The sequence below is a fragment of the Janthinobacterium aestuarii genome, from assembly GCF_046113285.1.
In the GTDB taxonomy this organism is placed as follows: Bacteria; Pseudomonadota; Gammaproteobacteria; order Burkholderiales; family Burkholderiaceae_D; genus Janthinobacterium.
Map to the genome: position 1 here is coordinate 3,460,749 of NZ_CP142524.1, position 14,379 is coordinate 3,475,127.

Annotated in this window: 10 protein-coding genes; 1 reads left to right on the forward strand and 9 read right to left on the reverse strand. The window is 67.0% G+C overall.

Annotated features, from left to right (window positions below):
* Positions 1 to 234 precede the first annotated feature (234 nt).
* The 3 genes from OX462_RS15530 to OX462_RS15540 form a co-directional block, all read right to left on the reverse strand.
* A complete protein-coding gene (locus OX462_RS15530) occupies positions 235 to 2,640 on the reverse strand; it encodes a TonB-dependent siderophore receptor (RefSeq protein WP_409026484.1) in 2,406 nt (801 codons plus the stop codon).
* A 95-nt stretch (positions 2,641 to 2,735) separates the two neighbouring features.
* A complete protein-coding gene (locus tag OX462_RS15535) occupies positions 2,736 to 3,710 on the reverse strand; it encodes a FecR family protein (protein WP_409026485.1) in 975 nt (324 codons plus the stop codon).
* On the reverse strand, positions 3,707 to 4,225 hold the full coding sequence (locus tag OX462_RS15540; protein WP_070313604.1) for a sigma-70 family RNA polymerase sigma factor: 519 nt from the start codon (positions 4,223 to 4,225) through the stop codon (positions 3,707 to 3,709). The genes OX462_RS15535 and OX462_RS15540 overlap by 4 nt, the downstream gene beginning before the upstream one ends.
* A gap of 166 nt (positions 4,226 to 4,391) precedes the next feature.
* Between OX462_RS15540 and OX462_RS15545 the strand changes: the two genes are divergently transcribed.
* Entirely contained in the window at positions 4,392 to 5,006 is a 615-nt protein-coding gene (locus OX462_RS15545; protein ID WP_409026486.1) for a class I SAM-dependent methyltransferase, read from the forward strand.
* A gap of 177 nt (positions 5,007 to 5,183) precedes the next feature.
* Here OX462_RS15545 and OX462_RS15550 read toward each other — a convergent pair whose 3' ends face one another.
* From OX462_RS15550 to paoA, 6 genes are all read right to left on the reverse strand, one after another.
* The gene (locus OX462_RS15550) at positions 5,184 to 7,700 is read right to left on the reverse strand and encodes an ATP-binding protein (protein ID WP_409026487.1); all 2,517 of its coding nucleotides are present in this window, start codon (positions 7,698 to 7,700) and stop codon (positions 5,184 to 5,186) included.
* Between the two features lie 10 nt (positions 7,701 to 7,710).
* Positions 7,711 to 8,739, reverse strand: a complete 1,029-nt coding sequence (locus tag OX462_RS15555; protein WP_409026488.1) for an ABC transporter substrate-binding protein — start codon at positions 8,737 to 8,739, stop codon at positions 7,711 to 7,713.
* Entirely contained in the window at positions 8,736 to 10,373 is a 1,638-nt protein-coding gene (locus OX462_RS15560) for a response regulator (protein ID WP_409026489.1), read from the reverse strand. Before OX462_RS15560 ends, OX462_RS15555 begins: the two co-directional genes overlap by 4 nt.
* A gap of 125 nt (positions 10,374 to 10,498) precedes the next feature.
* Positions 10,499 to 12,697, reverse strand: a complete 2,199-nt coding sequence (gene paoC, locus OX462_RS15565) for an aldehyde oxidoreductase molybdenum-binding subunit PaoC (RefSeq protein ID WP_409026490.1) — start codon at positions 12,695 to 12,697, stop codon at positions 10,499 to 10,501.
* Between the two features lie 4 nt (positions 12,698 to 12,701).
* The gene (locus tag OX462_RS15570; RefSeq protein ID WP_070300446.1) at positions 12,702 to 13,661 is read right to left on the reverse strand and encodes an FAD binding domain-containing protein; all 960 of its coding nucleotides are present in this window, start codon (positions 13,659 to 13,661) and stop codon (positions 12,702 to 12,704) included.
* Entirely contained in the window at positions 13,658 to 14,314 is a 657-nt protein-coding gene (gene paoA, locus OX462_RS15575) for an aldehyde dehydrogenase iron-sulfur subunit PaoA (RefSeq protein WP_070224338.1), read from the reverse strand. The genes OX462_RS15570 and paoA overlap by 4 nt, the downstream gene beginning before the upstream one ends.
* Between the last annotated feature and the right edge of the window lie 65 nt (positions 14,315 to 14,379).

Consider the following 14,379-nt stretch of genomic DNA (forward strand, 5'->3'; position numbering starts at 1 on the left):
GGAGGATTGATTTCCGGATGACATACCCCTCCCCCCGTTGACATAATGGACCACGACACCGCACAAAGGACGTTGCACAGGCGTATAGATATCTAAAAATCAGACCTCCAGTTTGCAAAATAATTCACGCCTCACTAAAAATAGCAGCACGCCACTGTTTGGCGCATGGATAGACGATGCAACGCCCCTGCAGCCCTGCCCCATTCCCCTGCCGCATCCCGACGGCAACTGTTATCAATAGCGGTAATTCAGGCTCAGCATGGCATTGCGCGGATCGCCGTAACTGACTCTGCGGCCCGTGCTGATGCCGTAGTAAGCGCGGTCGGTCAGGTTGTTGAGGTTGAACGACAGGGCAAGCCGGCCGGAGAGCTGGTAGCGCACCATGGCGTCGAACACGGCATACGAGCCCTGGTGCACGGTGGTCATGCCGCCGCGCACGGCCCGCGTGTTTTGCCAGGTGTGCGATTGCCAGCGGGCGCCGCCGCCCACAGTCAGGCGCGGTATCGGCTGCCAGGTGCTGTACAGGCTCAGCTGGTCTTCGGGCGCCAGGGTATTGACCTTGCCGCCCGCATCGCGCGCCACCTTGTGCGTGTAGCCGGCCTGCAGCTGCCAGCCCGGCATCAGCTGACCCGACACTTCCAGTTCCACGCCGCGCGAACGCACGCCGTCGATGGCGCGGTAGGCGTCCATGCCCGTCACCTTGTTGACCGCATCGACGGACTCGGCGAAGTTGTCCTGCCGCACCTCGAAGGCGGCCGCGCTGGCGTTCAGGCGGCCGTTGAGGAACACGCCCTTTACGCCCGCCTCGATATTCTTGCCCAGCACGGGGTCCAGGGTCCTGTTGTCGACGTCGCGGCTGTTTTGCGGACTGAAGATGTCGCTATAGCTGGCAAACGCCGTCAAATTCGGCGCGAAGTCCCACGTCAGGCCCGCATACGGCGTGAAGATGGACGACTCGTCGATATCGGCCGTGGGGTTGACGTAGGACGACAGGCGGCCGCCCAGAATCACGTGCACGCCTTGCGGCAGCGAAAAGCGGCCCGTCGCGTACACGGCCTTCTGGCGGATGACCTCGCGGGCCGTGTCCAGTTCCCACTGTGGCTCCGGCACGACGCCACGGTAAGTATAGATATTGTCGACCTTGATGAAGGTATACGGACTGAAGACGTCGTCCGATTGCTTGCGGTAGGCGTTCGCGCCCACCACCAGTTCATGCGTGCGGCCCAGCAGGGAAAACGGGCCCTTGGCGTACACGTCCAGGCCATTGCTGGTGGCATCGCTGTTGTACTGGCGCGCAGTGACGGCCGTGCCGCTGCCGTCCGCCTTCGGAAAACCGTCAAGGTAGGCGACGGGCGCATACAGGGCGTTGGCCTGGTGGATCAGGCGCAAATTGGCCAGCCAGCCATTGTCGAAGGTGTGCTCGAGCGAAGCGAAGACGGATTTGGCCTCCGTCTGCTGCGTGCTCCAGGTGGGCGCGCCGTTGAACGAGCGGGGCATGGTGAAACGCTTGCCGTCCGCGTCGAACAGCGGTGCGCCGCCCCAGTCGCTATTGCGCGGCACCGTGTGCTGGTAGTCGGCGCCCACGGTCAGCAAGGTGCGCGGCGACAGGTCGGCCTCCAGCGTGCCGTACGCCAGTTCGGAGCGGCGCTGGTAGCGGTCGACGAACGAGTGCTTGTCCTGGTAGGACGCGACGGCGCGCGCGCGCACGCTGCCGCTGGCGTTCAGGGGACCGCCCACGTCCGCCATGGCGCGGTAATTGCTCCACGATCCGGCCGACAGGTCGGCCAGCGCGCGCAATTCGCGCGTGGGTTTCTTGCGGATCAGATTGACGGTGGCGCCCGGCGTGCCGGCACCGCTCATCAGCGCATTCGCGCCCTTCAGCACCTCGACCCGGTCGTACAGATCCATATTGGCCAGCGATTCGCCCAGGTTCAGCGAGGCGTCGCGCGTCCACGGCAAGCCGTCGTAGCTGAAATTGTCGAGCGAAAAGCCGCGCGCATAATAAATCGTGCGCTCGCTGTCGATGTGCTGCACATACACGCCGGGCGTGTGATTGAGCACCTCGCTCAGCTGCACCAGGCCGAAATCATCCATCTGCTGGCGCGTCACCACGCTGACCGCGTGCGGCGTCTCGCGCGGCGACAGCACCAGGCGGTTCGCCGTGCTGACGGCGCCCGTCGTGTAGGAACCCGTGTCCTCCGTCACCTGGCCCAGGTAATTGGTGGTGATGACCACTTCCGGCATGGTCGCCTCCAGCTGGGCGGCCGCCTGCGGCGCGGCTTGCGCGGCGCTTTGCACGGCGCCTTGCACGGCGCTTTGTACGGTATACACGCCGCTGTCAGTCTTCAGCAAGGCCAGCCGCGTGCCCTGCAAGGCGCGGCGCAAGGCTTGCTCCGCCGTGAAATCGCCCTGCACTGCCGCCCCGCTGGCGCCGCGCGCCAGGTCCGCATCGATGGAAATGCGCACTCCGCCACGGCTGGCAATGGCAATCAAGCTGGCATTGAGGGGCTGCGCCGGCACATCGTAGCGCATGGTGGCCGACGCGACGTGGGCCGGTGGCGTCTGCGCCAGGACGGTGGGCGCGGCGCAGGAAAGTAACATTACAGCCAGGGGAATCTGGCGCATCAACAATGGTGGCATGCTGGGACTCTATCTTGATGGTGAAGGAAAAGTGGGGCTACACCAGGTATGAGTCGCGGCGCGCCGAAAGTGACAGTGCCGGCGCAAAAAATATCTCAGCTTGTCTTCAGGTCGAGTCCCGTCCACCAGCCGCCAGGGCCCTGGCGCAAGGTCAAGGGCAGGGTTTCCGCCAGGGCCAGCAGGGTGGCGCCGCTGTCGTCGAGCGAATAATTGCCGGACACGCGCAGCGCCGCCGCCTGCGCCGAGATGTCGATGTAGCCGTGGCGGTACGGGCGCAAGGCGGCCACCACGTCGCCCAGCCGCTCATCGACGGCCACCAGCATGCCCTGCTCCCACGCCGTCGCCTGCCCTGCCGCCATGCCGGGCAGCAGGGTCAATCGATCCTCGTCAAACCGCGCCGCCTGGCCCTGGCGCAGCACGCGCGCCAGGCCTTTGCCGGCCGGACGCACGTCGAGATCGCCCCGCACGGCCAGCGCCACGGTGCCGCGCGCTTCGCGCCGCAGCATCAGCTCGCCGCCCCGCGCCGTCACCGTGCCATGCGCGCTGCGCAGCACGAAGGGCGCGTTGGCAACAGGTGCCACGCGCGCCAGCAACTGGCCCTGGCGCAAGGCGACTTGCCGGTGTTCATGACGGACATCCGTATCGGCCGAGGAGCGGGCGTCGAGGGTCAGCACGCTGCCATCGGCCAGGGTGTAGCGGCCCCGCCGGGCCGTGGCCGTGTGCAGGTCCGCGCTCCAGTCCGGCAAGAAGGGGCTGCCGCGCAGCAGCCAGGCGCCGCCGAACGCCGCGCCCGCCAAGCACAGGACGCCCTGCAGCCATTGGCGCCGCTGGTCATCGTGCCGGGCGGCGCGCGCCAGGGTGTGCCCGACGGCCGCCGCCCCGCCCGCTGCCTGCAGCGGGCCGACGCTGTGCTCGACAGCCTGCCCCAGCATACGCCAAGCGGCCGGATGGCGCGCATCGGCGGCCAGCCAGCGGGCGAAGGCCTGGCGCTGTCCTTCGTCCGCTTCGCCCGAACTGAGTTCGACCAGCCAGCCGATGGCGGCATCCTGGACGGACGTAGCAACGCTCATGCCGCGTCCGCCACCGCCAGGCAGCAGCGCAAGCCCTGCGCCATGTACTGGCGCACCATGCTGGCCGACACGCCCAGGCGGGCGGCGATCTGCGCATACGTCAAGCCGTCGAGCTGGCTCATCAGAAAAGCGCTGCGGGCCTTGGCGGACAGGGTATCGAGCGCGCGCGACAGGCGTTCCAGCGCTTCGAGCAGCACGGCGCGTTCCTCCGGCGACGGCTGGACGGCATCGGGCAGCAGCGCCAGGGTCTCCAGATACGCCTGCTCGATATCGCGCCGCCGCCACTGCTGCAGCAAGATGCTTTTCGCTACCGTCGTCAGGTAGGCGCGCGGCTCGCGGATGGCGGACAATCTTCCCGCATGCAGCACGCGCACAAAGGTTTCCGACACCACATCCTCGGCTTCCGCCCGATTACGCAAGCGCAACAGCAAGCGCTGCAGCAGCCAGCCCTGGTGGCCCGTAAAGAGGCTGGCGGCCAAGGCGGCGTCATTCGGGGGAAAAGAAAAGGCAGACAAGAGCGGATCCGGCGATATAAATGATAATGATTCTCATTATATGGCAGGGACTGGAAGATGTCGCGCAATTTTGCTAAAGTTGTCCTACGCAGGCAACACCACTGATCGCACGCGCCGCGCGCAGGGTGTTGATTTGACCTCCATCCCATTGGACACTCGCCATCGCATGCATGCATCCCCAGTCCCGGGCACCGAAGGATATGCCGACAATGCCGGACAGCTGATCACCCGGTATACCGGCGTGATCGCCGCTGATAAATACAAAGTGGTCAGCCACCTGCTGCCACGCCGGGCAGGCGCCGTGCTCGACATCGGTGCCGGCACAGGCGCCGATTCGGCGTGGCTGGCGAGCCTGGGGCACAAGGTGGTGGCAGTGGAGCCCGTCGCCGCGTTCCGGGAAGCGGGCATGCGGGCGCATGCCTCGCCCGATATCGAGTGGGTGGACGACAGCCTGCCCGCGCTGTCAGTGATGACGGCGCGCGAAACCAGGTTTGACCTGGTTGTACTCGCCGCCGTCTGGATGCATCTTGCAGCGGAAGAAAGAAGCGCGGCGATGGAAAACATCGGCCAGTTGCTCAAGCCCGGCGCGCTGCTCGTCATGTCGCTCAGGCATGGCCCCGCCCCGGAGAACCGGCGCATCTTTGACGTCTCTGCCAGTGAAACGATCGCCCTCGCGGCACGCCACCATCTGAAGGTGGTGCTGAGTGCGCAGGCGCCATCCGTTCAGCAGCAGAACCGCCACGCGGGAGTCAGCTGGTCCTGGCTGGTTTTTCAGCGATGAGAGATGCCGCAGCAGGCTAAGAGCCTATCCCAGTAGATGAATACATCCCCTGCTGGCGCCCCTCAGAAGCGGGGAGTGCGTTGATCGTCGTCGCGTGGCTCGCCACGCGTCCTCCTCACGCCTTGTCCGCACTCCTGATGAACTGCCAGCAGAAGACGCTCCCTGCTGGGATAGGCTCTAAGCCGTCGACATGACCGCATTCAGGGCACGCCGCAATTCCTTCAGCCGGGGCGGCTTGCCCAGCACGCAGTTGACGTGGTCGGGATAATCGCTGTCGGCCGCCAGGCGCTGGCCCCAGCCCGTGAGCATGATGATGGGCGTGGCCGGCGAACAGCGGCGCACGGCGCTGGCCACCTTGCGCCCGTCCACGTGAGGCATGCCCAGGTCCGTGATGACCACGGCAAAATCCTCGTGCCTGTCGCGCGCGGCCAGGAAGCTATCGATGCCGGCCTGGCCCCCATCGGCCGACACCACGTCGTGGCCATCGATTTCCAGGATGTCGCGCAGGGACTTGAGCACCATCGGGTCGTCGTCCACCACGAGGATGCGCAGGCGCGGCGGCACAAGATGGGCCATGTCGGGCGCTTGCTGCCCCTCGTCGGCGGCGCAGGCGGGAAAAACCAGGCGCACCGCCGTGCCCTGCCCCGGCGCCGTGACGATGTCGATGCTGGCGCCATGGCGCTCCATCATGCCGTACACCATGGCCAGGCCCAGACCCGTGCCACGCTCGCCCTTGGTGGTAAAAAACGGTTCCAGGCAGCGGCGGCGCGTATTGTCGTCCATGCCGATGCCCGTGTCGGCTACTTCTATCCGCACCTGCCGCGCCGCCTCGCCCGCCACGTCGGCGCAGCTGGTGCGCACGCTCAGGGTGCCGCCCTCCGGCATGGCGTCGACGGCGTTGAAGACCAGGTTCGTCAGCGCTTCGCGCAGCTCGCCCGCGCTGCCCGGCAGCATGGGCAGGCCGTGCGCCAGCTCCGTGTGCAGGGCGATGACGATGCCGCGCTGCTGCGGCATGTCGCTCCAGCGCGCGCGCGTCAGGTCCAGCACCTGCTGCACCACCAGGTTCGCGTCGATGGGCGAGAGCGCCAGTTGCGGTTCGCGCTGGCGGTAGAATTCGCGCATGCGCGCCACGGTGGCGGCCACGTCGTCGATGGCGCGTTCGATCACTTCCAGGCAATGCCGGCCCTGCGGACTGAGATTGGTTTCCGTCTCCAGCAGCGATTCCGTGTACAGGGCCACGGGGGAAATGGCGTTATTGATATCGTGCGCGATGCCGCTGGCCATCTGCCCCAGCGCGCGCAGGCGCTCCTGCTGCATTACCGACTGCTGCGTCTGGCGCAAATCGTCATACGCGCGCTGCAGCGCGCCGTAGAGCCGCGCCTGGTTGGCGGCCAGCGCCACGTGTTCGCTCAGCTGGCTGAGGAATTCGCACTCGCCGCTGGTAAAGCTGTGCGCGGCGCGGCGCGCCACGATGAGGATGCCGAAGACCGTGTTTTCGGCCGGCAGCGGGGCCATGACGAGGGCGCGCAGCCCCCCTTGCGCCAGGCGCTGCGGAAACGGGAACGCCACGTCGGCAATGTCGGCTTCATACACGAGCTTGCCGCGCACGCAGCTCGACAGGCCATTCTCGTCGATGGGAATGTGCGCGTGTTCGCCCATCATGAACGATAGCGCCAGCGCCTCGCTGCGCACGCCCACGCACATCACCTGCAGCGCGTGTTCGGACGGTTCGTACAGGCAAATGCAGCTGAAATCGATGGGCAGCTGCTCTTCCAGGCTGCGCACCACCACCTGGAAAATGCTGCGCAAATCCTGCCGCTCGCCGATCGAGCGCGTGATCTGCTGCAGCAGGTTCAGGCGCTCAAGCTGTTCATGCACCTTGCGCTCGGCCAGCTGGCGTTCCTGTATCTGCGTTTCCAGGGCCGCATTCGCCTGCGCCAGTTCGTCGCGCGAGACGGTGGTGCGGCGCAGCTTTTCCGTCATGCCGTCGAAGGCGCGTGCGAGGTCGCCGATTTCATTCCTGGTATGCACGCCGAGCGCAAAATCGAGCTTGCCTTCGCCGACGATCAGGGTGCCCTGGCGCAGCTTCTCCAGCGGCCCCGTGACGCCGGTCATGGTGAAATAAATCAAACCGGCCACCAGTGCGATGATCATGCCGCCGAACAGTATCACGGCCACGTTGGCCTGCTGCTGGGCGTCCAGCACGCCTTGCCGGCTCAATGCGGACAGCAGCATCGCATCGGCGATCATGCCCTGCACCTTGCCCATGATCTGGCCGGACAGACGCGACTCCAGCTCGCCCAGCACCTCGCGCCGCTGCGGGTCCTGACCCAGCTCGCGGTGATTCGCGACAAACAGCTCGAACAGGCCGTCCACGCTTGCCAGGTCGCGCCGCAATTCCCGCAGCAGCGCGCGCTCCTCGCCGGCGGCGAAGGCCGGCGTGGCCAGCAAGCCGGTGGACAGCGACTCGCTGCGCAGCTGCCACTGTGCCCGCGTGCGCGCGCCATGGTGCAGCGCATATTCGATCGACAGGTAGCGCAGCGACGTGACGGCTTGCAGGATATCGGCCGCCGCCTTGTTCTTCGCCAGTTCGCGCTGCATCGCCATGCTGGTGGAGAACAGCACGGCGACGATGATGGCCACGAGCAGCACGCAAAACAGTTCTGCCAGCTTGAAGCGCGTGACGATTTTCACGGTGGCCTTCTCAATGGATGACCGTCACGGCAGACGGCGCCACGGCTTCCAGGCCGTCCAGGTAGACGGCATCGAGGAAGTTCGGCATCTCGCCGTTCCCGGCCAGGCGGTTCTTGATGGCCCAGCGCGCCTCGTCTTCCAGCGCCAGCAGCAAGCGCTGGTCGAGCACGATGCCGAACTGATAACCGTGCCAGGCCGCCTGCAGGCGCTGCGCCTCGCTGGCCGACGCCTTGGCAAACAGCGCGCGCGCGGCATCGGGCTCGTCCCGGCAAAAGCGCGCGCCGGCGATCAGTGCGCGCAGCACCTTGCGCATCGTCGCCGGGTGGCTGCGCACATAGCCGCCCGTGCCGGCCACGTTGAACAGGCCCGCATACACGTCTTCGCCATAGAAGATGGCCGCATTGCCGGCAATGGCGTGCGTCATGCCCGTCAGGAACGGTTCCCAGCCTGCCGCCGCATCGACCTCGCCCCGCGCCAGCGCCCCGGCCAGCTGGTCCGGCGCGTAGTTGCGCACGCTGACTTCGGCGGGCAGCAGCTTCTGGCGGTTCAAAAAGGCTTCGAGCGTGAACTGGCCGGATGTGCCCAACGTGACGCCGATGCGCTTGCCCTTCAGGCTCGCGGGCGTGGACACGCCGCGGTCCAGGCGCCCCACGATGCCGTGGTCGCGCTCGGCCTCGAAGATGCTGGCGATGATGACGACGGACTGGTTCTGCAGGCTGGCCAGCACCACGGGAATATCGGACACCGTGCTCAGGTCGGCCTTGCCCTGCAGCACGGCTTCCAGCGAGGCCTTGCCCGACGAATACGGCTGCAGCAGCGCGTCGATGCCTTCGCGCGCGAAATAACCGTGTCCGCGCGCGGCCAGCACGGGGCAGCTGCCCACATACTCCGCATTCACGGCCAGGCGCAGCACTTCCACGGGGCCGGGCGGCGGCGCGGGACGGGCAGCGAGCCGCCAGACGGCCACGGCGGCCAGCGCCAGCAGCGGCAGTGCGGCCGCCAGCCAGACCGCCCGCCGCGCCGGTGCCGGGCCGTTCATGCGCTGCACTGCGCCGTGGCCGATTCCAGCGCGCTGTTGACGGCCTCGGAAAACGCCGCCACGTCGATCGGCTTGGTCAGATAGCGGAAAAAGCCCGCCGCCAGCCCCTGGCGGATATCGCCGGGTCCGGCCACGGCCGTCAGCGCGATGACGGGAATGTGCGCGGTGCGGGCATCGGCACGCAGCAGCTGCATGACTTGCGTGCCGCTGATGTCGGGCAAGTCGCAATCCATCAGTATCAGCTGCGGCAGGTGGCGGCGCGCCATGTCCAGGCCCGTCTGCCCGTCGCCGGCAGACAGCAGGTCGAGATCGGGGCGAAAATGCACCAAGCCCGCCACCAGGGTCACGTTCAGGGGATTGTCTTCCACATACAGCAGCGTCTTGCGCTCCGGCAGGGGCATCGTTTCAGCGGGCCGGGCAAGGGCCGACAGGCGCGGGCTTTCCTGCAGCGGGTAGCGCGCGGGGCAACTGTCGATATCGAGCCAGAAAGTGCTGCCGCGCCCGGGCGTGCTGGTCACGCCTATGGTCGCCTGCATGGCTTCGGCCAGGCGCTTGCTGACCACCAGCCCCAGTCCCGTGCCCTCCTCGTCGCGCCCATCGCGTCCCAGGCGGTTGAAGGGCTGGAACAGCACCTCCAGCTGCGCGGCGCTCAGCCCGCCGCCCGTGTCGCGCACGGACAGGCGCAGCTGCCGTGCATCGACGGGCTGGCAATCGACGTGGATCTCGCCCTGATCGCGGTTGTACTTGACGGCGTTCGACAGCAGGTTGAGCAGCACCTGCTTGAGGCGCGTGCGGTCGGCCAGCACGTGCACGCTGCCCGCTTCGACGAACGTCAAGGTGATGCCGCGCTTGCGCGCCAGCGGCTCCATCATTTGCCAGCATTCGTGGTAAATGCCGGCCAGGCCCACGGACTCCATCGACAGCGCCATATTGCCCGACTCGATTTTGGCGATGTCGAGGATATCGTTGATCAAGGTCAGCAAATGCCGGCCGGCGCCGAAGATGTGCGAGGCAAAGGTTTTCTTTTCCTGTGCCGTCGAGGGGATGGAGTCGGACGTGAGCATCTGCGAAAAGCCGAGGATGGCGTTGAGCGGCGTGCGCAGCTCGTGGCTCATGCTGGCCAGGAAATTGGTCTTTTCCTCGTTCGCCCGCTCGGCCACTTCGCGGGCCAGCCGCAAATCCCGGTTCATGGCGTCGAGTTCGGCCGTGTGCTGGCGCAGCAGCAGTTCCAGGCGCGCATTGGCGATGCGCAGCTGGCGCGTCTCCAGCGCCCGCGCCAGTATCAGCAGGATGCCCGACACCTTGAACGGCTTGACGACGTAATCGAGCGCGCCCGCCTTCATCGCTTGCACGGCCGAGGCGATCGTGCCTTCGCCCGTCATGATGATGCAGGCCAGGTCCGGATCGATCTTGCGCGCCGCTTCCACCACGGCGATGCCGTTCATGCCCGGCATCATCAGGTCGACCAGCAGCAGGTCGAACGATTCGACGGCCAGCAGGGCCAGCGCCGCCTCGCCCGAAGCGAGCCCCGTCGTGTCGTACGCCTGGCCGCGCAAGGTGTCGCACAGGGCGCGCACGTGCGCCAGCTCGTCATCGACGATCAGTATCCGGGGCGGCATTGATGATCTGTTCATGCATTCTCCTGGCGGCATGGCCTTGCGGAGAGGGAACTTGCCCCGCAGCATGCGTTCCGAGCATAGCATCTGGAAATTACCAAAAATACACGCTTTGTCACGCGCGCGCCGGCGCCGGGCAGATGTCAGCTCATGACGGGCAGTCCGCGCAGCAACTTGTCGAGGGTCAGCGGATAGTCGCGCACGCGCACGCCCGTCGCGTTGTAGACGGCGTTGGCGATGGCCGCCGCCACGCCGCAGATGCCCAGCTCGCCCACGCCCTTGGCTTTCATGGGCGAGGACATGGGATCAGTTTCATCAAGGAAGATCACGTCCTGGTGCGGGATGTCGGCGTGCACGGGCACTTCGTAGCCGGCCAGGTCGTGGTTGACGAAGAAGCCGCGGCGCTGGTCGACCACCAGTTCCTCCATCAGGGCCGCGCCCACGCCCATGGTCATGGCGCCGATCACCTGGCTGCGCGCCGCTTTCGGGTTCAGGATGCGGCCGGCCGCGCACACGGCCAGCATACGGCGCACGCGTACTTCGCCCGTGTCGCTGTCCACGCCCACTTCGACGAAATGCGCGCCGAACGTCGATTGCTGGAATTTTTTATCGAGCTCGCCGTATTCCATATGGTCTTCCGCGACGATATCGCCATGCAAGGCGGCGGCCGCGAGCGGCACGCTGCGTTCGCCCTGGCTGACTTGCCCATCGGAAAAGCGCACCTCCTTTTCATCAAAGCCCAGCTTGCCGGCGATGGCCTGGCGCAGGCGCACGCAGGCCGCGTACACGCCGGCCGTCGAGCTGTTGCCGCCCCACTGCCCGCCCGAACCGGCCGAGACGGGGAAATCCGAGTCGCCCAGACGCACGACGACCCGGTTCAAGGTTACGCCCAGCATTTCCGCCGCCGTCTGGGCGATGATGGTATAGCTGCCCGTGCCGATATCCGTCATGTCGGTCTCGACGGTCACGATGCCGTTGCCATCGAGACGCACCCGGGCGGCGGACTGCATCACGAGGTTGTTGCGGAAAGCGGCCGCCACGCCCATGCCCACGAGCCAGCGGCCGTCGCGCCGCATGCCCGGCTGGGCTGCTCTCTCTTTCCAGCCGAATTCCACGGCGCCCGTGCGCAGGCAGTCGATCAGGCGGCGCTGGGAAAACGGTCTGCCCGGTTTTTCCGGGTCCACCTTGGTGTCGTTCAGGATGCGCACGACGATGGGGTCCATGTTCAATTTCTCCGCCAGCTCGTCCATGGCGATTTCCAGCGCCATCAGCCCCGGCGTCTCGCCCGGCGCGCGCATGGCGTTGCCTTCTGGCAAGTCGAGCACGGCCAGGCGCATGGCCGTCATGCGGTTCGGCCCCGCGTACAGCAGCCGCGTCTGCATCACGGCCGTTTCCGGCTGACCGCCCTTCAGGTCGCCCGACCACGATTCATGGCCGATGGCCGTGATCTTGCCGTCGCGCGTGGCGCCGAGGCGCAGGCGCTGGATGGTGGCGGGCCGGTGCGTCGTGTTATTGAACATCAGGGGCCGCGTCAGGGCAACCTTGACGGGACGCTGCGCCGCCCGGGCCCCCAGGGCCGCCAACAGCGCTTCGGCGCGCACGAACAGCTTGCCGCCGAAGCCGCCGCCGATATACGGCGAGACGATGCGCAGCTTGTCCTTCGGCATTCCCAGGGTGCGGGCCAAGTCGCCCCGGCCCCAGTCCACCATCTGGTTTGCCGTCCACACCGTCAATTTATCCCCCTCCCAGGCGGCAATCGAGGCGTGCGGCTCCATCATGGCGTGCGACTGGTCAGGCGTCGTGTAGGTAGCGTCCAGGCGCACTGGCGCATTCGCAAAGGCGCCGGCGAAGTTGCCCGTCTTGCTGTCGGGCTTGCCGTCCTTCGGCTTGGCCGCCGTGCCCTTTGCTTTGGCCAAATCGAAGGCGCCCGGCTGCTCGATATACTTGACATCGAGCAACTGCGCGGCCGAACGCGCTTGCTCGAACGTTTCCGCCACCACCAGCGCGATGGCCTGGTGGTAATGCTCGATGTCCGGCCCGCCCAGCAGCTTCGCCGTGTTCATCTTGCCTTTGCCCAGCTTGCCCGCCGATTCCGCCGTCACCACGGCCAGCACGCCGGGCGCGCGGCGCGCGGCGCTGGTGTCGATCGAAGCGATGCGCCCCTTGGCAATCGCCGCGCCGACGACGTGGCCGTAGGCGGCATGCGGCGCGGCCTTGTTCTGTTCATACGCGTACGGCGCCGTGCCCGTGGTTTTCAGGGGGCCGTCGATGCGGTCCGTGGGGCGCCCCACGACCTTCAGCTGGTCGATGGGATTGGTGGTCGCAGGTGTCGTGAATTTCATGGCCCTAGCCTTTCTTCGCTGGTGCTTGCGCCAGGACGGACGCCACGGTGCGCTGCGCCAGGATCAGCTTGAAGCCGTTATCGGCCGTCGGCCTGGCGCCGGCCAGCAGGCGTTCGCTCACGGCGGCCGCGCCAGCGGGCATGGCCTGCTCGGCGGCGGCAAGCCGCCACGGCTGCGGCGCGACGCCGCCCAGGGCCAGCCTGCCGGTGCCATCGGGCAAGATGATGGCCGCGACGGATACCAGCGCGAACGCGTACGAGGCGCGGTCGCGCACCTTGCGGTAGACGTGCGTGCCGCCGATAGGCCGGGGCAAGGTCACGCTGGTGATCAATTCGCCCGGCTGCAGCACCGTTTCCAGCTGCGGCGTACTGCCCGGCAAGCGGTAAAAGTCGGCGATGGGGATGCTGCGCGTGCTGCCGTCGGCCCGCACCGTGTCGATGCCGGCGTCGAGCACGCGCATGGCGACGGCCATGTCGCTCGGGTGCGTGGCGATGCACGCCTCGCTGCCGCCCAGAATCGCCAGCGGCCGGCTGAAGCCGGCTATGGCCGAGCAGCCGCTGCCCGGCACGCGCTTGTTGCAGGCCTGGTTCGTGTCATAGAAATACGGGCAGCGCGTGCGCTGCAGCAGGTTGCCAGCCGTCGTCGCCTTGTTGCGCAATTGCGCCGAGGCGCCGGCCAGCAAGGCGCGCGACAGCACGGCATAGTCGCGCCGCACCGTGGCGTGCGCGGCCAGGGCCGTGTTGCGCACGAGGGCGCCGATGCGCAAGCCGCCGTCCTTCGTCGTCTCCACCTTGTCCAGCGCGAGGCCATTGACGTCGATCAAATGCGCGGGCGTCTCGATTTCCAGTTTCATCAGATCGAGCAGATTCGTGCCTCCCGCGATGAAGCGGGCGCCCGGCGTAGTCAAGGCGGCCGCCGCCGCTTCGGCCGGCGTGGCGGGCTTTTGATAGCTGAACACTCTCATGCGGGCCTCCCCGCCACCTCGGTGATGGCTTCGATGATGTTGGAATAGGCGCCGCAGCGGCAAATATTGCCGCTCATGCGTTCGCGCAATTCTTCGGGCGTCGCTTGCGGGGCCGCGTTCAGGTCCGCGCTGACGTGGCTGGGGATGCCCTGGCGGATCTCGCCCAGCGCGGCGACGGCCGAACAGACCTGCCCCGGGGTGCAGTAGCCGCATTGATAACCGTCATGCGCGATGAAGGCGGCCTGCATCGGATGCAGTTTCTCCGGCGTGCCCAGCCCCTCGATAGTGGTGACTTTCGCGCCGTCATGCATCACGGCCAGGGTCAGACAGGCATTGATGCGCTGGCCGTCGAGCATGACGGTGCAGGCGCCGCACTGGCCGTGGTCGCAGCCCTTTTTGGTTCCCGTCAGTTGCAAATGTTCGCGCAAGGCGTCGAGCAAGGTGGTGCGCGTGTCGAGTTCCAGGCTGTGGCGCCGGCCGTTGACGTTCAGGCCGACTTTCATCAGGACGGGCGGCGCCTGTCCGGATTGGGCCGCGCCATGGGCCGCTTCGGCTGCCCCCGTCACGCCGGGCACGGCCACCGCCGTGGCCGACAGCGCACCGGCGATCAGCAAGCCGCGCCTGCCGGCATTGATGTGATTACAGTCTGTCATCTCGCGCTTCCTCCTGGCTGTGGACTGGCTGGGTGGGCGCATGCAGGCCCGAAGCAGCAGTCTGA